The following is a 17,358-nucleotide window of genomic DNA, read 5'->3' as shown; positions in this document are numbered from 1 at the left end:
GGCCTTTCTCAGAGTGTCCGGCGGGGTACCGCAGTGGTCCCGGCGGAAGCGCGCGCCGGATCCGCGCCCGCGGGAACACCGCGGTCGGGTTCGGACGCCGGCTCAGAAGTGCGACGGTCGACCACCGCCGCCGCCTCCCGGGCCGAACGGCGGCTTGAGGTGCGGGAGGTGTCCACGCGGTGGGCCTGGGGCCAGGGGTCGAAGGCCGCGGCCATGGCCCGGGCCACGGCCACGTCGGCGTCGGACTCGCTTCCCGTGCGGGCCCGTTCGGCGATGCGGCTGGTCACGACGTCGTCGTCGGCGGTGCAGCGCAGTTCGACGAGGTCGGCGGCCGTCTCCGCGGCGAGGGCCCGCGCGGCGGCGCGGTGGGCGGCGCTGGACCATGAGGCGTCCAGCACCACCGACTCGCCCAGGCCGAGCAGGCGCCGGGCACGTCCCAGCAGGTCGGCGTAGACGCGGTCGGTGGCCTCGGGGGCGTAGAGCCCCGACCGGTAGGCGGCCGCTGCGGAGGCCGTGGGTGCGATGCCGGCCGTCTCCTTGCGCAGGCGGTCGCTGCTGAGCCGCACCGCGCCGGTGTGGTCGGCCAGTTCACCGGCGAGGGTGGACTTGCCGGTCGCGGGGGTTCCGCCGACAAGGATGAGTCGCACCGCGCCGGCGCGCAGGTGCTTCAGGGCGAGAGCGGAGAGGGCGCGCGCCTGCTCCCCGGAGCCGGGGTCCCCTTGCCCGTGGCGCAGCCCGGCCACCTTGGCGCGGACGAACGCCCGGTAGGCGACGTAGTGGTGGTGCAGCGCGCTCGGAGCGGGATCACCTGCCAGGTCGGCGTAGCGGCGCAGGAAGTCGCGCGCCGCTTCGGGGGCGCCGAGGCGCTCCAGGTCCATGGCCAGGAACGCGGCGTCGTCCAGGCCGTCGACAAAGCGCAGCCGGTCGTCGAACTCCAGGCAGTCCAGGACGCGCGGACCATCGTCCAGGCAGAACACGTCGTCGGCCAGTAGATCGCCGTGGCCGTCCACGACGCGGCCCTCGGCGATGCGCGCGGAGAACAGCGCCCGCCGGCCGTCGATGAAGCGCAGGACCAGGCGTTCGATTTCGTCGACGCGACCTCCGGTGATGTCGCCCGGAAGCGAGCGGACCTGGGCGAAGCCCGACGTCCAGCGCCCGCGCAGCGCCTCGGCGGCACCCTCGGCCGCGACGCGGGAATCCCGCGCGGCGCGGCTGTGGAAGGCGGCGAGCAGGTGGGCGATCTGGCGCAGGCAGCCGCCGATGTCGGCGCCGCGGCGCACCAGGGTGGACAGCCGGCGGTCCTCGGGCATGCGGCGCATGGCGACCAGATGCTCCACGGGTCGGCCGCCGGCGTCGACCACGTCGAGCACACCGTCGTACACGTCGGGGGCCAGCCGCCTGTTCAGCTCCGTCTCGCGCAGGCACGCCGCCCGCCGCAGCTCCCGTGTGCTGTAGTCGAGGAACCCGAAGTCCTCCGGTTTCTTCAGCTTGTAGGCGCGCTCGCCCACCAGGAAGACCACACCGGCGTGGGTCTCGTGAACGGCGGCGTAGGGGGTGGTGGGACTGTGCTGTGTCGGCATGGTCGGCGTCCTCGCTTCGGTCGGCTGATGTGTGAGGCCGGGAAGACCGCGCGCGGCCTCGCCGGTGCCGCCCCCGCCTCGGTACCAGTCCATCGCCGCTTGGGCATGTGGTACAGGCGTCGTTGGTCGGGCCGGGCGGGGGCGAAGGTCCCGTGGATCCGGGACCCTCCCGGCGGCGCGTGAGACAGGGAGCCGGAGCTCGGTACGGTGCCTGCGGCCGGGGCGGGCCCCAAAGCGCCCGCGTCAGACGAAGTCCCCGGCACCCAACTCGGCCAGGTCCGACACCACCACGTCGGCCCCGCAGGTGTGAAAAGCCGCAGCGGAACGCCGGGTCCAATCCACTCCGATTACGCGTCCGAAACCATCGGCCGAGGCGGCCGCAACGTCCTCCAGAGCGCATTCGACCGCTGCGGCCCGCTGCGGGGGCACACCCGAACGGCGCACCGCCTCGGCGCGGAGCACTCGGCCGGAATCGCCCTTTTCCCACGCCAGGCGGTCGGAGTCGCGCCCGTCCACCACCAGGTCCACCCAGCGCGCCACTCCCGCGGCGGCCACCACCGAACGGGCCCCGCACTGGGCCGAGACGGCGGCGACGCGCAGTCCGGCCTCGTGCAGGTCGCGCAGCAGCCGCACCGAGGAGCGCGCGGCGGTGATCCCGAAGACGCCCACGTGGTCGCGGACGTAGTACTCCGCACGCTCCCCGAGGGCGGTGAGATCGGGGCCGTGTCCCGCACCGGCGTCCTCCGGGGACAGGCGGACCGCGCGCGAGGCGAGGAACGCCTGGACGCCGTCGCGCCAACCGCGGCCGTCGAAGAACTCCAGGTAGTCGTCGCGCAGATCGAAGGGGCGGAACCGGTCGCCGCGGCGCCGGGCCCGCCGGCGCAGGAGGTCGTCCATGGTGAGTTTCCAGGCGGCCGCGTGAACGCCGGCGGTGTCGGCCACCACTCCGTCCAATCGGAGGACGGCCGCGGCGAGCCGGAGCGCACCCCGCGCCGCACCGGCGTCGCCCACCGTGCTCACCGCCCTCCGATCGTGCCCGGGGAGGTTCGAACCGAGTGGTCAGGACCTTCCCGGTATCAGACGCCCATCTGGGGGTAGGGCGCGACGTCGTCGATCTCCCAGTCGAGGTTGTTGGTCACCGCCACCACCCCCTCGACACCGCAGACGGCGCCCGCCAGGGCGTGGGCGACGCTGCGGCGGCGGACCGGCCCGGACAGCGTCACGACGCCGTCCTCGACCACGGCGTTGATTTCGCCCCGGTCCCATCGGGACACCTCCGCCACCTGGTCCTCCACGGCCGCCGCGATGTCGCTGTCGCTGCGGGAGAACACCCGCAGCAGGTCGCGGCGGGACACCACTCCGACCAGCGCTCCGGTGCCGTCGACCACCGGGAGGCGTTTGACCCCCCGGCGCTCCATCAAGCGCGCCGCCTCGATCACCAGGGCCGCCGGGGCGACGGTCACCGCGGGCGTGCTCATCAGGTGTGCGGCGGTGCGCCCGGCCGCCTTCTCGTCGGCGCGCTCGGCCAGTGCGCCGGCCCCGCTGAGGCGGGCGCGCAGGCGGGCGCGCATGGGCGGCCAGTAGGCGCGGGCGGAGGTGTCGTTCTCGAACTCCACCTTGTGCAGCAGGTCCTCCTCGGACACGACCCCCACAACGCGGTTCTCGCCGTCGAGCACGGGCAGGGCGCTCACCCCTCGTTCCAGCAGCGTGCTGACGATCTCCTTGTAGCCGGCGTCCTCGCCAACGGAGGCGACCTCGGTGGTCATGACGTCGGCGACCGTGCTTCTCATGCTTCCTCCTGGTTATTGTGGACGGCCGGGGCGGCAGCCCCGGCTCACGGCCTCATCGGCAGCCGCCGGACCGTCCCGTGCCCGAGGGGGCGGCGAACTCGATGGAACGAATGCCGGGAACGGTGAGCGCCAGGTCCGACACCGCGCGCCGGGTCGTGTGGTCGTCGGCTCCGGCGACCTCCACCGCGCCGTCCACGACCGACACCGCAACGTCCTGGTGGCCCGGGATGACCTCGGCGATCGCCGCCCGCACATCGCGGCGCACCTCGGCGTCGGGGCGCAGGTGCAGGCGCAGGATGTCGCGCCGCCGTACCAGCCCCACGACGTGGTCCCCGCGCAGCACCGGCACGGCACGGATCCGGTTTTCGAACATGCGCCGGCTCAGTGCGCAGGCGTCATCGTCCTCGGCGGCGGTCACCACAGCTCTTGTCATGACCTCGCCGACCAAGTGCGCCCGGCGTCCGGGCTGACAGTCCACGTTGCGGGCGAAAACGTCCGGCGCGGCGGCGAGGTGGCTGCCGAGCAGGTCGTTCTCGGTCACGATGCCGACAAGCGCGCCCTCAGCCGAGGCCACGGGCGCCCCTTCGCAGCGGTACTCGAACAGCAGGCGCGCCGCCTCCCGCACGGTGGTGTCCTCCGTCAGGACCACTTCGGGCGGCGACATCATCTCGCGTACCAGCATGGTTTCTCCGTTCACATGGTTCAGCGGAAGGTTGCCCGTGGCGCCCTTCGTCCGAGCGTGCGGCAGGGGCCGGTGGCGGCGGTCAGACGTCCGCGGCGTGCAGGACCGCCACCGGGCTCGCCGCGTGGGAGAGCACGGTGCGGCTGACCGAGCCGAGCAGCATCCCCGCGAACCCGCCGCGCCCCCGGGAGCCGACGACGAGCAGGTCGGCGTTCTCGGCCTCGTCGACGAGGAGTTGGGCGGCGTGCCCGGCGGCGACCACCTCCTCCACCGCCACGCCGGGGTGGCGCTCCCGCTCCCCGGCGACCGACTCCGACAGCAGCCGACCCGCCTCTTCGCGGGCGGCGGCTTCGTCGGCCGGCCCCAGGCGAAGGGCCGCCGGCAGGTCCAGAGGGCTCCACGGCCCGTGGGAGACACGCCCGTGGACGGCCACGGCGCGCACCGCCGCCCCGCGCTCCTCAGCGGCGGCGAACGCCCATGCGGCCGCCGCCCGCGCGGGGGCGGAGCCGTCCACTCCGACCACGATCCGGCCCGTCGGGGGCTTGGGATCGCGGTCGGGCACCACTACCACGGGGCAGCGGGCAGAGGCCGCGAGTTCCTGGCCGACCGAGCCGAGCGCGGCGGCGCCGACCGAGGAAAGGCCGCGCGACCCCACCACGACCAGATCGGCTCTGGCGGCTTCCAGCAGGAGCCGCGGCGCGACATCGCCCACGTGGAAGTTGGCCGTTACCGCGAGGCCGGGCGCGCGCTCGCGGGCACGGCGCTCGGCGGGGTCGATGACGCGCAGCGCGTACTCGTCCTGGTTGAAACCCGGGAGTCCGCGGGGATCGGAGTGGCGCATCGGCCAGTCGAAGACGTGGTGGATGCGCAGCGGCCGGCGCCGCCGCACCGCCTCGTCGGCGGCCCAGTCCAGCGCGCGCAGACTGGCGTCCGTCTCGTCGACCGCGGCCAGGACCGGAGCGGTGTTCGTGGCGGCCATCGTGTCCTCCAGGGGTTCGCCGTCGCTGACGTCTACGACGCTAGACGGCGTGACCCCCCTGCGGCGTTCGCGAACGTCCTCGGCGGCCGGGCCGTTGCGCGGCCGATGGCGGGACGTTGCGCGTCCGCGCGCGGGTCGAACGTCCCTACTCGGACGCGCCGCGCGGGGGCCGGGACTTCAGGCGGGCCGCGTAGGCCGCGGCCTGCGTGCGGCGCTGCATCTCCAGTTTGGCCAGCACGCTTGAGACGTAGTTCTTCACGGTCTTCTCGGCCAGGAAGACGCGCTCGCCGATCTGCCGGTTGGTCAGGCCCTCGCCGATCAGTTCGAAGACGCGCCGCTCCTGCTCCGACAGGGCCGCCAGGGGATCCTCGCGCTGGGCGTCCTCGCGGATTCGGCGCAGCATCCGGGCCGTGCTGCGAGGGTCCAACAGGGACTCCCCGGCGGCGACGGTGCGGATGGCGCCCACCAGGTCTGAGCCGTGGATCTGCTTGAGCACGTACCCGGAGGCGCCGGCCATGACCGCCTCGTAGAGTGCGTCGTCGTCGGCGTAGGAGGTCAGCATCAGGCAGGCCAGGCTCGGCAGGTGGGAGCGGACCTCTCGGCAGACCTCCACCCCGGTGCCGTCGGGCAGGCGCACGTCCAGCAGCGCCACGTCCGGGCGCACCGCAGGGATGCGTGCGATGGCCTCGGCCGCGGTGCCGGCCTCGCCCACCACCTCGATGTCGTCCTCGTCGCCGAGCAGTGCGCCGACACCGCGGCGCACGACGTCGTGGTCGTCGACGAGGAACACCTGGATGGGGCCGGAGGTGTCGGGCATGGGGACTCCTCATCTCGGTACGGGACGCCGGCCGCACCCGGTGCTCGCGCGGCCCGGTCCCATTGTCGAGTACCCGCCCCGCCGCGTGTTCAGCCGGCGCGGACTCGAAGCCGCGTGCCAGGGGGATCGGAAGGGAACCGGACCGGTGCCGCCGGGGGCGCGGACGGGCAGAGGTGCGCGGCTGAGCGTCGGCGGTCGGCGGCTCTTCCCGGCCCCGCAGCCGCGGGTGTCAGGGCCGGCGGGCGTCGGCCACCCGCCGGCCGCTCACGGCCTCGGGGACGACGCGGATCCAGACCTCCCGTTCCCCGCCCGCCCACGGGCGGACGTCGGTGTCGGCCTCCAGCGCGGCGCGTTCGGCGGCGTCGCGCACACGGTGGGCGACACCTCTTACCAGGACGCTCCAGCCCTGGCTCATGGCGTCGTCGATGCGGTCGACCTCGAACGCCACCGGGCCGGGTGCGTGCTCGGCGATGACGCCGCCCTCCCGCGTTCTCAGCACCACCGAACCACCGGCCAGCGCGAAGTTGACCGGAAGAACGGTGGGAACGGCGGTGCCCGCGGAGGTGAAGGCGATGCGCCCTATCCCCCCGCGCGCGATCAGTTCCATGCACTCCTGGGAGTCCAGCGCGGTCAGGAGGGGGGCGGGTACCGCCGTGGCGGTGCTTCCTGGCGGAATGCCGGTGTCGGTGCCCAGGAGGTGGTCCGGAGTGGTTTGCAGCGCTTCGGCGAGTCGGTACAGCGATCCACGCGTGACCTGGGCGGGGTTCTCCTCCATGTAGGCCACGTAGCCGGGCGCCATCCCGGCGCGCTCGGCGACCTCCTCGCGGGTCAGTCCCAGTTCCCGTCGGCGCCGTGCCGAACGGCGTCCCAGATCGCCGCCGTCGAATCCGTGCGTCTGACCCATGTGTCCCCCTGCGTTGTCTCTCCGCGCTCCTGCACGCGGTCGCCTCTCTCCATCTTCCGTTCGCGCCCGGCCTCGGGACCACGGCCGTTAGCGGGGATGCTCCGGGCCCAACGGCACGGGGCGAGCAGCGGCCCGCTGAGCGGCTCCGGCCCGTTGTCATCGGGCGGCCAGCCGGACGGGCATCCCCGGAACCGCCTCGACGGTTTGTCCGCGGACACGCACAGGGACGGGCGGAAGCCGCGAAGGCGGAACCCCGATCTCGGTTCCCCCGGCGCGGAAGCGGAGCCGGACGTTCCAGTGGCCGCGGAACCGCAGCGGAAACGCCAGGAAGCCGAACTCCTCGGGGAGCACGGGATCCAGGCAGAGGCGCCCGTCCCGTATGGTCAGCCCCGTGTAGCAGCGGGTCACAAGGTCGACGGTGCCGGCCATGGCCCCGAGGTGGATCCCCTCGGCCGTGGTACCCCTCTGGACATCGTCGATGTCGGACCGCAGGGCGTCGCGCAGGAACCGCCACGAGGCCCTGCGGTCGGCACGCGCGAGGACCCAGGCGTGGACGACGGAGCTGAGGGTCGAACCGTGAGCGGTACGTGCGAGGTAGTAGTCGACGGTTCGGGCGAGGAGAGCGGAGTCCGACTCGTAGCCGAGGCCGTGCAGGGTCGCCGTCAACTCTTCCTCGGAGAGCAGGTACATCAGCATCAGCACATCGGCCTGCTTGCCCGCGCGGTAGCGGTTGCACGTGTCCCCTTCGGCCTCAAGGATGCGGTCGAGGCGGCGGATGTCGCCGTAGGCGGCGCGGTAGCCGGCCCAGTCGAGTTCGGCCAGGTTCTCGTACCCCGCGAACTGGCTGATCACGCCGTCGTGGAAGGGGACGCGCATCCGACGGGTCATCCGGGCGAACCGGTCGGTTTCGGCCCGGCTCAGATCCAGGCGCTCGCGCAGGTCGCGGCGGGCCGGCCCCGGCAGGGCGTCCAGGACCTCCGGGACCCGGCGCAGCACCCACACCGTCATGACGTTGGTGTAGGCGTTGTCGTCCACGCCGGGAAGGTCCCGGCCGGGGTAGGCGTCGTGGTACTCGTCGGGGCCCATGACACCGCGGATGACGTAGCGGCGCAGGCGGTGGTCGTACACGGCGAGGTCGGCCAGCGTCCGGGCGGCCTCCAGGAGGAGTTCGGCGCCGAAGTCGGTGAGGAACCGCGTGTCCCCGGTCGCCTGGTAGTGCTGCCACACGTTGTAGGCCACCGCGATGTTGACGTGGCGTTGCAGCCGGGAGTTGTCGACGAGCCAGCGCCCCGATCGCGGGTTGAGGTGCCATCGCTGCGTCTCCTCGCGTCCGGTGGTCGCGCTCTGCCACGGGAACGCGGCACCGCGCAGCCCTTGGGCCCGCGCGGCGGCCCGCGCCTCCGGCAGCCGGCGCCAGCGGTAGCGCAGCAGGCCGCGGGCCGTCTCCGGGAAACGGAGGTTGAGGAAGGGGAGGACGAACAGTTCGTCCCAGAACACATGGCCCCTGTACGCCTCACCGTGCAGGCCGCGGGCGGGTACTCCCACGTCGAGGTCGGCGGTGTGCGGCGACAGGGTCTGGAGGATGTGGAACAGGTGGAGGCGCAGGATCCGCTGGTCCTCCTGGTCGTCGATGTCGACGGAGCAGCGCTGCCACAGGCGGCGCCACGCGGCGGCGTGGCACCGCAGCAGCGTGTCGAAGGAGTCCGCCCGCGCCAGGCTCGTCCGCGCTGCGGAAAGTGGGGAGCCCGCGGCGTGGTCGCGGGAGGTGTGGAGAGCGACGGTCTTCTCCAGTGTCACCGCCTGCCCCAGGACGGCGGGGAGCCTCAACTCGCACCCGATCCAGTCCCCGCGCGCCCGCACCGCCGCCGAGCCGGGTGCGGCACCCCGCGACACCCGGGTGCGGGCGGCGAGCGCTATGCCGACGTCTGAGGCGCGGGTCGCGGTCCGCAGCCACAGCTCCTCGGGCGTACGGCCCCCCGAGCCCAACGACCGCAGGTGACGGCCCGGCAAGGTCCGGTAGCGTGCGACCCCGGAGTTGGCCACCCCACCGTCCAGGGCCGAGAGCACCGTCAGTTCGCCGTCCCAGTTCTCGGGCAGAAGGCTGACCTCCAGGGCCGCGAGGTGCGGATCGCTCATCGAGACCAGGCGGCGCTGGCGGACCAGAGTGGTGGCGCCGCCGTGGTGGCGGACCCGGAACACGCGTTCGAGGACGCCGCGGAGCATGTCGAGTTCGACGCGCTCCTCGGTCAGCCGGGGGTCGCCGCCGGCGAGCCAGTCCTCCCGCCCGGCCCGGAAGGTCAGCGGGAGCCAGTTCGGTACGTTGACCAGGTCCTCGTTGTCGACCGGGTGCCCCCCGACCGACGAGGCCGCCCGGTCGTAGCAGCCGGAGATGTAGCTGCCCGGGTAGCGCACGCCGTCGGCGACCGCCTCCGCGGCGGCCCCGCGGGTCGCGAAGTAGCCGTTTCCAAGGGTGCACAGCGCCTCGCGAAGCCCTTCGTCCTCGGGGCGGGGAGACCGGTAGACGAGCCGCCACGGGTTCACGCCGACCTCCCGACCACGGTCACCTGAGACAGGTCCGACACCACGACGTGGGCCCCGTGCCGGTAGAGTTCGCGCTCCTGGCCGGTGCGGTCCACACCGATCACCAGGGCGAAGCCACCGCGGGCGCCCGCCTCGACTCCCGCCACCGCGTCCTCGACCACCGCCGTCCGGGCGACGGGGACGCGCATGCGCCGCGCGGCCTCCACGAACAACGCGGGGTCGGGTTTGCCCGGCAGGTGCAGCCGAGCGGCGTCACCCCCGTCGACCCGGACGCCGAACAGGTCGGCGAGTCCCGCCGCCTCCATTACGGCGGTGCAGTTGCGGCTCGCCGAGACGAGCGCCGTCGCCGCTCCCGCCCGCCGAAGCTCGCCCACCAGCGCCACGGTGGAGGCGAACCCCGCGACGCCGAAGCGGCGTACGCGGTCGAGGAAGGCGGCGTCCTTGCGCTCGCAGACCAGTGCCACGGCCGCCGCGTCCGGCGCCTGCCGGTCCGTGCCCTCGGCCGACGCCATGCCCCGTGAGGCGAGGAAGGCGCGGGCACCCTCGGCCCGGGTGCGGCCGTCCAGGTAGCGCAGGTAATCGCCGTGGACGTCGAACGGGGGGATACGCTCCCCGGCCGATCTGGCGTAGTCGCGCAGGAACGGGTCGAGCGCCTCTTTCCACGCGGCGGCGTGCACTGGAGCGGTGTCGGTCACCACACCGTCCATGTCGAAGGCCACGCCCCCCACCTCGTCGAGGGCGATGGCGGCACGGGTCGCTGCCATCGGAGGACCGCCTTTCCCGCCACTGCCGTAGCGTTCCGCCGTGCGTCCGCCGCCGGCGCTTTCGATGGGTCCGTGACGCACCGCTACCCGCCGCCGGCCTCCATCCGACGGCGATGACGCAAGCGGCTTGGCCCGCCCGGACCCCGCCGGGGCCGTGGAACGCCGCCACCAGGGCCTTCCGGGGGGCCGGTACCGTCCTCACCTGCGTCCCCTCCGCTCTCCAGGGCGGTGGCCAGGGCGTGGTAGTTCTCCTCCTCCTGGGCGAAGTGCAGGCGCAGGAGCGCGTGAAGGCCCAGTAGGAGTTCGGCGGCCCGGTGCCGCTCCTCGTCGGTGCCGGTGTCGGCGAGGCGCGGCAGCAGTTCCTGGACACGGCGCGCCGCGGCGTTGATCTCCGCGTGCGCTCGGCTCATCGTCGCCGTCGCCTCAGACGTGCGCAGTGCCCGGTCCACCGCTGGATACAGCTTGCGCTCGTCGGTGCGCTCATGGCGCACGAGGTCGTCGAGGAAGTCGGCGAGTTCCTCCGCCACCGGTCCCAGGCGCCCAGGCGGGAGCCGGACAACGGAGTCGGCCGCCTGGGGCAGCCGCTCGATCCGGGGCCACAGCGCACGGTGCTCCGCGTCGAGACGGCGCACCAGGTCAGCCTCCTCGCGGCGCAGGGCCGGCGGTCGGCGCCACCCGCCGGAAGCGAGGGCACGCAGGGCGTTGAGGATCACCGCGACGTCGACCACCTCCTGGAAGACGGCCCCGGCGACCGGAGGCAGGTACCCCAGCGCCGCCGCGACCATGGCTGCCAACGACAGTCCCATGCCGGCGAAGGCGCTCTGGCGGGCGATCAAGCGCGTGCGCCGGGCGATGGCCAGCACATCGGCCAGCCGCGCCAGCCGGTCGACGGCGATCACGATGTCGGCCGCCTGGGAGGAGGCGGTGGCGCCGCGCGCGCCGAGGGCCACGCCGACACCCGCGCACGCAAGGGCGGGGGCGTCGTTGACCCCGTCGCCCACCATCACGGTCGGTGCCCGGCTGTTCTCCGCGCGCGCCAACTCCGCCTTGGCCTGGGGTGACTGCTCGGCGTGCACCTGGTCGGCGCCGACGTAGTCGCCGATCACCGCCGCGGCCGGTGCCCGGTCACCGGTCGCCATCACCATGCGATCGATGCCGGCCTGGCGGAGCAGGCGGAAGGTGCGCGGGGCGTCAGGGCGCAGCGGGTCGTGCAGCAGCAGAGCCCCCGCCATACGCCCGCCCAGGCCGACGAACACGGTGACGGCGTCCTCGTGTTGAGCTCGCGCTCGGACGTGCGCCACCCACTCCCTCGGGGGATCGGGGGCCGCCCACGCGGCCTTGCCCACCCGTACCCGGACCTCGCCGACCCGTCCCGCGATCCCCGAGCCGGGGACCTCGACCACGTCCGCGGGCATGGCGGGCGACAACCCCCGTTCCCGGGCCGCGCGGACGATCGCCGCGGCGAGCGTGTGCGGAGAGAACTGGTCCAGCGACGCCGCGGCGGTCAGGGCTTCTTCGACCCCGACCCCTTCAACGGTGGCGATACCGGTCAGGCGGGGGCTGCCCGCGGTCACCGTGCCGGTCTTGTCGAACAGCAGCGTACGGGCGCGCGCCAGGCGTTCCAGAGCGTCCCCGCCCTTGACGATGACTCCGCGGCGCGCGCTGCGCGACATGCCCGAGGTGAACGCGATCGGCGCGGCCAGAATGAGGGGGCAGGGCGTGGCCACCACCAGGACGGCGACCGCCCGGACGGGGTCGCCCGACAGAAGCCAGGACGCCGCGGCCAGAACCACGGTGATCGGAAGGAACACCGCCGCGTAGCGGTCGGCCATCCGGACGAACGGCGCACTGCCCGCTTCGGCCTCCCGGACCAGCGCGATGATCGCCGCGTACGTGCTGTCCCGCGCCTCGGTCGTGGCCCGCAGGCGGAAGGCGGGGCCGGCGTTGACCACGCCGCTGGCAAGGGCGTCGTCGGTATGCCGCTCCACCGGAAGCGGCTCGCCGGTGACGGCCGCTTCGTCCAGCACCGCGGAACCGTCCTCCAGGCGGCCGTCGACGGGCACGGTCTCACCGTTGGCGACCACCACGAGGTCGCCCACCCGGACCTCCTCAGCCGCGACGGTGACAAGGGAGCCGCCGCGTTCCACACGGGCGGTCGTGGGCGCGCGTTCGAGCAGGGCCCCCAGGTCGGCGTGGGCCCGGCGCGAGGCGCGGTCCTCCAGGAGGCGGCCGCCGGTGAGCATCACGGCGATAACCGCACCGGCGAGCGCCTCGCCCACCGCGATCGTGCCCGCCAAGGCGAAGAGTGCGATGACATCCGTACCGAACCGCCCGCGGCGAAGCCCCTCGACGACCCACCACGCGGCCGCCACCGCGCCGGCCGCCGCGACAGCGACCCACACGGCGTCGCCCTCCGCCGATGCGCCCGCCACATGCAGCAGGGCACCCGCCGCCAACCCGGCCGCCGACGCTCCGGTCAGGACCGTGCGCGGTCGCGGCGCGCTCATCCTCCGTTCCACGGCGTATCTCCCCCCACTCCGCAGGCGAGTTCGGCGGTCACCGACGAATACGCCGGCGCCCCGTCCGGCGCACTGTCCGGCACCGACCCGTGCCTATCCCCGCCCGCCCTCGGGCAGGGAGCGCACCACCATGACGGGGACCTTGGCGTGGTGGAGGACCGTCTGGCTCACCGAGCCCAGCAGCAGGCCGGTGAAACCGCCGCGGCCGCGCGAGCCGACGACGATCAGATCCGCGCCCTCGCCTTCCACCAGGAGGGCATGGGCCGCGTGATCCTCGCGCACCGCCACCCGCACGGTGAGGTCCGAGGCGAGGCCGGAGCGAGCGTCCTCCACGATTCCCTGCACGTACTTGTCGGCGCGGATGCCGAAGTACTCTCGATCGGCCTGGTAGGAGCGGGCCTCCAACGCCAGCGCGTCGATGGGTACGGGCACCGACCAGGCGTGAACCACGACCAGTTCGGCCTCCAACCGGACCGTCTCGGTGAGCGCGCGGTCGAGTGCCGCCTCGGCCGCGGCCGAACCGTCGACGCCGACCACCACACGGCGCCTCGGGCGGTGAACCGCCTCCTGGTCGGGTGCCGGCACGACGACCACGGGGCAGGACGCGTGGGCGCTGACCCGCGTGCTGACCGAGCCGAGGAAGACGGCTCCGACGTCGCCGAGCCCGCGCGAGCCGACAACGAGCAAGGAGGCGTCCTTGGCGGCTTTGAGCAGGGCCGGAGCCCCTTCGGCGGCGGACACGCGGGACCGCACGTCGAGGCGCGGCCGCGTACGGGCGACGTGGTCGGCGGCCTCGGAGAGCAGGATCGAGGCCCGCTGGGCGTATTCCGGAGGCGGGGTCATGCGCATCGGGGCCGAGAAGGGCACGGATATCAGCGGCATGCTGAGGGCGTGCACGACCAGGAGTTCGAGACCGGCGTCCTCGGCCGCGCGGGCCGCCCAGTCGAGCGCCGCGCGGCTCGCCGCCGAGCCGTCCACTCCCACGACAACCCCGGTGAAGCGGTCGGTGTTCTCGGTCGAGGGCGTGTTGTGGTGTGTGGTCATGGCGTGTCCCTTCTTCAGACCCGGTGGCCTGTCGCTGCGGCGCACCGCGGCAGCACCGGTGTACGGGAGCGGCGGGCCCGCACTCGGCGGGCGTCGTGTCCGCCGCGGTCGCGCGCACCGAGGGTGCGCCCGTGTCGGCTCGCGGTTTCGGCGGCCTAGGTGGCCGGCTGCCGTTCCAGTCTTGTCCCGGCGGATGCGGTGCGTAAGCGCCGTGCTTCCCGGACAGGAGGGACCTTGGTCCCGGCGCGGAGGCCGGGAGCGCGGCATCGGACCTGTACGGACACCGGCCTTGTGGCCCGCGCGGCACGCACCCGCGGCCGTGCTCGTCAGTCCGGTGGCATCAGCGGATGGTGCGGGATCCACTCCGGGAGCGGCGGGCGGGGATCCGCAGCGGCCGCGGCGCGCGCCAGGGCGTCCTCCCGCGTCCGCGAGGTGTCGATGGTCGTGGCCTCGGGCCAGGGCTGGAAAGCCGCCCCCTGCGTGACCGCGGGCCCGTCATCGGTCGGTCGCAGGCCCAATCGGCGCATGACAAGGTCGTCGGGTGCGGCGCACCTGAGTTCGATGATGTCGGCGCGGGAGGCGTCCGCCGTCCGCCGAGCGGCCCGCCGGTGTGCCTCGCGGGCCCAAGGGGCGTCCATCACCACCGATTCGCCCATGCGCAGCAGTCGGCCCGCATGGTCGAGCGGATCCACGGAGCCTCCGTCGGCGGGTCCGTAGAGGCCGCCATCCGCGATGAGGGCCATGCCCAACCGATCCGCCAGGAGACCGGCGACCGTGGTCTTCCCCGTACCGGGCGGTCCGCCGACGATCACGAGGCGTACCGCTCCGCTGCGCAGATGGTCCAGCGCGATCCGTTCGAGCAGCCGGGCCTCGAACGCCGCGTCTCCGTCTCCCTGGGCGTAGCGGTGGCAGGCCACTTTGGCGCGGACGAACGCGCGGTAGGCCACATAGTGGTGGTGCAGCGCCTCCGGGGCGGGATCGTTGGCGAAGGCGGCGTAGGACCGCAGGAACGCGTCGCCCAGTAGGGGGACGCCCAGCCGCTCCAAATCCATGGCCAGGAAGGAGGCGTCGTCCAGACCGTCGACCCGGCGCAGGTCGTCGTCGAACTCCAGGCAGTCCAGTACGCGCGGGCCGTCGTCAAGGCAGAAGACGTCCTCCGCGAGGAGGTCTCCGTGTCCGTCGACGACACGCCCCTGGCCGACACGCGAGTCGAACAGTTCGCCGCGCCCCTCGACGAACCGCAGCGCCAGTCGCTCCGTCTCCGCCGTCGCCTCGGTCAGGACGCGCGAACGGAATCGGTAGACCTGCGCGAGGTTGTCGGCCCAGCGCCCCAGTAGGGCGGCGGCCGACCCCTGCGCCGACACCTCGGGTCCGCGCAGAGCCCGCGCGTGGAACGCGGCGAGCAGGCGCGCGAGGCGGTGGAGTTCGCCGTGTACGGAGGAACCGCTGCGGACCAGGGTGGCCAGCCGCCGCGAATCCGGCATGCGTCGCATTCAGCGTCGACAACGTCGAGGACCCCGAGGTAGACGTCCGGCGACAGCCGCCGGTTCAGGTCCACCTCCCGTTGGCACGCGGCCAGCCGGAGTTCAGGCGTGCTGTAGTCCAGAAACCCCAGGTCCTCGGGCTTCTTGAGCTTGTAGGCGTGGTCTCCGAGAAGCAAGACCACGCCCGCGTGGGTCTCCCGCACGTCCGCGTAGGGCGTTGTCTGTGGAGTGCTTCCGTGCATGTGCATGAGTCGGCCTTCCGGCCGCGGCGTCGCCGCGGCCCTTCCTCGCGGGCGCCCTGGCGGCCAGCGGTTGCCACCGGGCCCGGGCCGTGGATGGCGCCATTCCCTGCGGACCGCCGCGGCGATCGCGCCACCGGAGCCCGCGCTAACCGGCGTAGGACGTCCGGGTCCGCGGAATGGTGGCCTCGCGTGACACAGGGCGGAGCATGTCGGCGAGCAGTGACTGGCCGCGCAGCATCACGTCGTCGAGCGCCACGATGCCCACGGCGACGCCGCGCTCGTCGACGATGGGAATGCGGCGAAACGCATGGTCGGAAAAGCACGCGAAGACGGCGTCCACCTCGTCATCGGGTCCGAGCGTCACCACCTCGTCCGTCATCACGTCGCGCACCAGGGTCGATTCCGGTGAGCAGTTCGCGGCGACGCAGCGCAGCACCGTGTCGCGGTCGGTGAGGATGCCCCTGACCTGCGGGTCGGCGACGACAAGGCAACCGACGCCGGTGCGCTGCATCTCCTGCGCGGCCTCGGCGACAGAGGCCACCGGCGGGATGGTGTCCACGGGCGTGGTCATCAGGTCGCGCGTCCTCATAGCGTCTCCCTTCCCTCTCGGCTACGCGGTCCGCGCCTGCGGGGCGTGCCCGCGCTCTCTCCCCTCCCATTGCAGGCGTCATGGCGCCTTGGGGGAAGGACCGCACGGCGCGGCCTGGGAGGACGTTGGTCCCTCCGGGGGGTGTCCACAGGCGGATCCGGCGAGGCCGCCACGTCAGAGGGTCGACGCGGCCGCGACGCCGCCGCGCCCTCGGCGCTTACGGTCCTAAATCGCAGGCCGCGATCGGGGCAGACGTCCCCGGAGAGCAGGACGTCCGCATGTGTCCGGGGTGACGGCGTTCGGTCAGGCTCAGGGTGAGGGCCGGCGTGCCGGTCGACCCTGCGAGCGACACAGCGCGGCCGTGCCCTCCGGAATGCCGTCACGTTCCCCGAGCGGGCACGGGCTCCCGTGCCGCCGCTCTGCCGTTCAGCCACACCGGAGGAAGCATCCCATGGCGAACACCATGCTCGTCGGAGTCGACGGCTCCGCGGCCAGTCTCCTCGCCGTCGAATGGGCCGCCTGCGACGCGGCCGCCCGCGGACTGCGCCTGTTGCTGCTCTACGGCAGTCCACTGCCCGCGGCCCGGCAGCCCTTGGAGCGGCAACGAGGATACGAGGAGTACTACGACCGCTTGCTGCGCACCGCCGAAGAGCACGCCAAGGCGTGCGAAGCCTCGATACCGGTCACCTCGGAGGTCGTGTACGACCCGCCTGAACACGCGCTGGTCGCGCCGCGCCCGGAGGTAGCCCGAATCGTTGTCGGCCTCCGCGGCAGGGGCGGTTTTCCCGGACTGAAGATCGGGTCGGTCGCCTACAAGGTGGCGTCACACGCCGACGTTCCGGTGACCGTGGTGGGGCCCGAACGTCCCACCCCGCCCCGGGGAGGGGCTGTGGTCGTCGGAGTCGACGGGTCGCCCGGCGGGAGCGCCGCACTGGCCGAGGCGTTCGAGGTCTGCGCGATGCGGAACGCGCGCCTTCACGCGATCCACGCGGAGCGCCTGTTCACCGATCCGATGGTGGGTTATCTCCCATCGGAGCCCGCTTACCTGGGTCCGTGGGGCGCCGAGACCGAGCGCACGGTGGACGGGATCTTGGCCCCATGGAAGCGTGCCTATCCCGACGTAGCGGTCTCCCGGAACGTCGAATGGGACGACCCCGTCCACGCGCTCGCCACCGCGTCGAGAGACGCCCAGCTCGTGGTTGTCGGCGCCAGGGGGCGTCGCGGCCTGCCTTACCTGGCACTGGGATCGGTCACCCACGGCCTGCTGCACCACGCCCTGTGCCCGCTCACAGTCGTCCGACGCGGGGCCGCCGTCCCTCCGGAGCCGCAGCAGCCCGCCTGAGGAGACGGCGCCACGAACGGAGGCGTACCGGCCGGGGCTCTACGGTGGACGGCCCGCGGGGGCGTGAGCTCGAAGCCGTGC

The 17,358-nt window shown here is 73.5% G+C and carries 14 protein-coding genes; 1 reads left to right on the top strand and 13 read right to left on the bottom strand.

What is annotated here, in order from left to right:
* Positions 1 to 8: 8 nt before the first annotated feature.
* The 13 genes from HNR12_RS06780 to HNR12_RS06720 form a co-directional block, all read right to left on the bottom strand.
* The gene (locus tag HNR12_RS06780) at positions 9 to 1,580 is read right to left on the bottom strand and encodes a bifunctional aminoglycoside phosphotransferase/ATP-binding protein (RefSeq protein WP_179766692.1); all 1,572 of its coding nucleotides are present in this window, start codon (positions 1,578 to 1,580) and stop codon (positions 9 to 11) included.
* A 243-nt stretch (positions 1,581 to 1,823) separates the two neighbouring features.
* Positions 1,824 to 2,522, bottom strand: coding sequence for a hydrolase (locus HNR12_RS06775; protein WP_179766691.1), 699 nt, complete (start codon positions 2,520 to 2,522; stop codon positions 1,824 to 1,826).
* A 134-nt stretch (positions 2,523 to 2,656) separates the two neighbouring features.
* On the bottom strand, positions 2,657 to 3,370 hold the full coding sequence (locus HNR12_RS06770; protein WP_179766690.1) for a CBS domain-containing protein: 714 nt from the start codon (positions 3,368 to 3,370) through the stop codon (positions 2,657 to 2,659).
* Between the two features lie 52 nt (positions 3,371 to 3,422).
* A complete protein-coding gene (locus tag HNR12_RS06765; RefSeq protein WP_179766689.1) occupies positions 3,423 to 4,052 on the bottom strand; it encodes a CBS domain-containing protein in 630 nt (209 codons plus the stop codon).
* An 82-nt stretch (positions 4,053 to 4,134) separates the two neighbouring features.
* On the bottom strand, positions 4,135 to 5,031 hold the full coding sequence (locus tag HNR12_RS06760; RefSeq protein ID WP_179766688.1) for a universal stress protein: 897 nt from the start codon (positions 5,029 to 5,031) through the stop codon (positions 4,135 to 4,137).
* Positions 5,032 to 5,176: 145 nt separating this feature from the next.
* Positions 5,177 to 5,848 (bottom strand): response regulator transcription factor, encoded by a 672-nt coding sequence (locus HNR12_RS06755; RefSeq protein WP_179766687.1) that lies wholly within the window; start codon positions 5,846 to 5,848, stop codon positions 5,177 to 5,179.
* A gap of 229 nt (positions 5,849 to 6,077) precedes the next feature.
* On the bottom strand, positions 6,078 to 6,752 hold the full coding sequence (locus HNR12_RS06750; protein ID WP_179766686.1) for a helix-turn-helix domain-containing protein: 675 nt from the start codon (positions 6,750 to 6,752) through the stop codon (positions 6,078 to 6,080).
* A 156-nt stretch (positions 6,753 to 6,908) separates the two neighbouring features.
* A complete protein-coding gene (locus HNR12_RS06745) occupies positions 6,909 to 9,293 on the bottom strand; it encodes a glycoside hydrolase family 65 protein (RefSeq protein ID WP_179766685.1) in 2,385 nt (794 codons plus the stop codon).
* Positions 9,290 to 10,057 (bottom strand): HAD family hydrolase, encoded by a 768-nt coding sequence (locus HNR12_RS06740; protein ID WP_179766684.1) that lies wholly within the window; start codon positions 10,055 to 10,057, stop codon positions 9,290 to 9,292. The genes HNR12_RS06745 and HNR12_RS06740 overlap by 4 nt, the downstream gene beginning before the upstream one ends.
* 83 nt (positions 10,058 to 10,140) lie before the next feature.
* Positions 10,141 to 12,564, bottom strand: coding sequence for a heavy metal translocating P-type ATPase (locus HNR12_RS06735; protein WP_179766683.1), 2,424 nt, complete (start codon positions 12,562 to 12,564; stop codon positions 10,141 to 10,143).
* Between the two features lie 105 nt (positions 12,565 to 12,669).
* Entirely contained in the window at positions 12,670 to 13,620 is a 951-nt protein-coding gene (locus HNR12_RS06730; protein ID WP_179766682.1) for a universal stress protein, read from the bottom strand.
* 326 nt (positions 13,621 to 13,946) lie between these two features.
* Positions 13,947 to 15,113: a bifunctional aminoglycoside phosphotransferase/ATP-binding protein gene (locus HNR12_RS06725; RefSeq protein ID WP_218901880.1), complete on the bottom strand. Its 1,167-nt coding sequence runs from the start codon at positions 15,111 to 15,113 to the stop codon at positions 13,947 to 13,949.
* 378 nt (positions 15,114 to 15,491) lie between these two features.
* On the bottom strand, positions 15,492 to 15,935 hold the full coding sequence (locus HNR12_RS06720; RefSeq protein WP_179766681.1) for a CBS domain-containing protein: 444 nt from the start codon (positions 15,933 to 15,935) through the stop codon (positions 15,492 to 15,494).
* Between the two features lie 451 nt (positions 15,936 to 16,386).
* Between HNR12_RS06720 and HNR12_RS06715 the strand changes: the two genes are divergently transcribed.
* Positions 16,387 to 17,277, top strand: a complete 891-nt coding sequence (locus HNR12_RS06715; RefSeq protein WP_179766680.1) for a universal stress protein — start codon at positions 16,387 to 16,389, stop codon at positions 17,275 to 17,277.
* The last annotated feature ends 81 nt before the right edge of the window (positions 17,278 to 17,358 follow it).

It is taken from the genome of Streptomonospora nanhaiensis (assembly GCF_013410565.1).
In the GTDB taxonomy this organism is placed as follows: Bacteria; Actinomycetota; Actinomycetes; order Streptosporangiales; family Streptosporangiaceae; genus Streptomonospora; species Streptomonospora nanhaiensis.
This window is presented reverse-complemented; position numbering and strand designations above follow the sequence as displayed.

Coding starts and splice junctions, on each gene's coding strand:
- HNR12_RS06750 (WP_179766686.1), bottom strand. CDS start 6,752: ATGGGTCAGACGCACGGATTCGACGGCGGCGATCTGGGACGCCGTTCG.
- HNR12_RS06770 (WP_179766690.1), bottom strand. CDS start 3,370: ATGAGAAGCACGGTCGCCGACGTCATGACCACCGAGGTCGCCTCCGTT.
- HNR12_RS06715 (WP_179766680.1), top strand. CDS start 16,387: ATGGCGAACACCATGCTCGTCGGAGTCGACGGCTCCGCGGCCAGTCTC.
- HNR12_RS06730 (WP_179766682.1), bottom strand. CDS start 13,620: ATGACCACACACCACAACACGCCCTCGACCGAGAACACCGACCGCTTC.
- HNR12_RS06725 (WP_218901880.1), bottom strand. CDS start 15,113: ATGCGACGCATGCCGGATTCGCGGCGGCTGGCCACCCTGGTCCGCAGC.
- HNR12_RS06755 (WP_179766687.1), bottom strand. CDS start 5,848: ATGCCCGACACCTCCGGCCCCATCCAGGTGTTCCTCGTCGACGACCAC.
- HNR12_RS06765 (WP_179766689.1), bottom strand. CDS start 4,052: ATGCTGGTACGCGAGATGATGTCGCCGCCCGAAGTGGTCCTGACGGAG.
- HNR12_RS06780 (WP_179766692.1), bottom strand. CDS start 1,580: ATGCCGACACAGCACAGTCCCACCACCCCCTACGCCGCCGTTCACGAG.
- HNR12_RS06735 (WP_179766683.1), bottom strand. CDS start 12,564: ATGAGCGCGCCGCGACCGCGCACGGTCCTGACCGGAGCGTCGGCGGCC.
- HNR12_RS06740 (WP_179766684.1), bottom strand. CDS start 10,057: ATGGCAGCGACCCGTGCCGCCATCGCCCTCGACGAGGTGGGGGGCGTG.
- HNR12_RS06760 (WP_179766688.1), bottom strand. CDS start 5,031: ATGGCCGCCACGAACACCGCTCCGGTCCTGGCCGCGGTCGACGAGACG.
- HNR12_RS06720 (WP_179766681.1), bottom strand. CDS start 15,935: ATGAGGACGCGCGACCTGATGACCACGCCCGTGGACACCATCCCGCCG.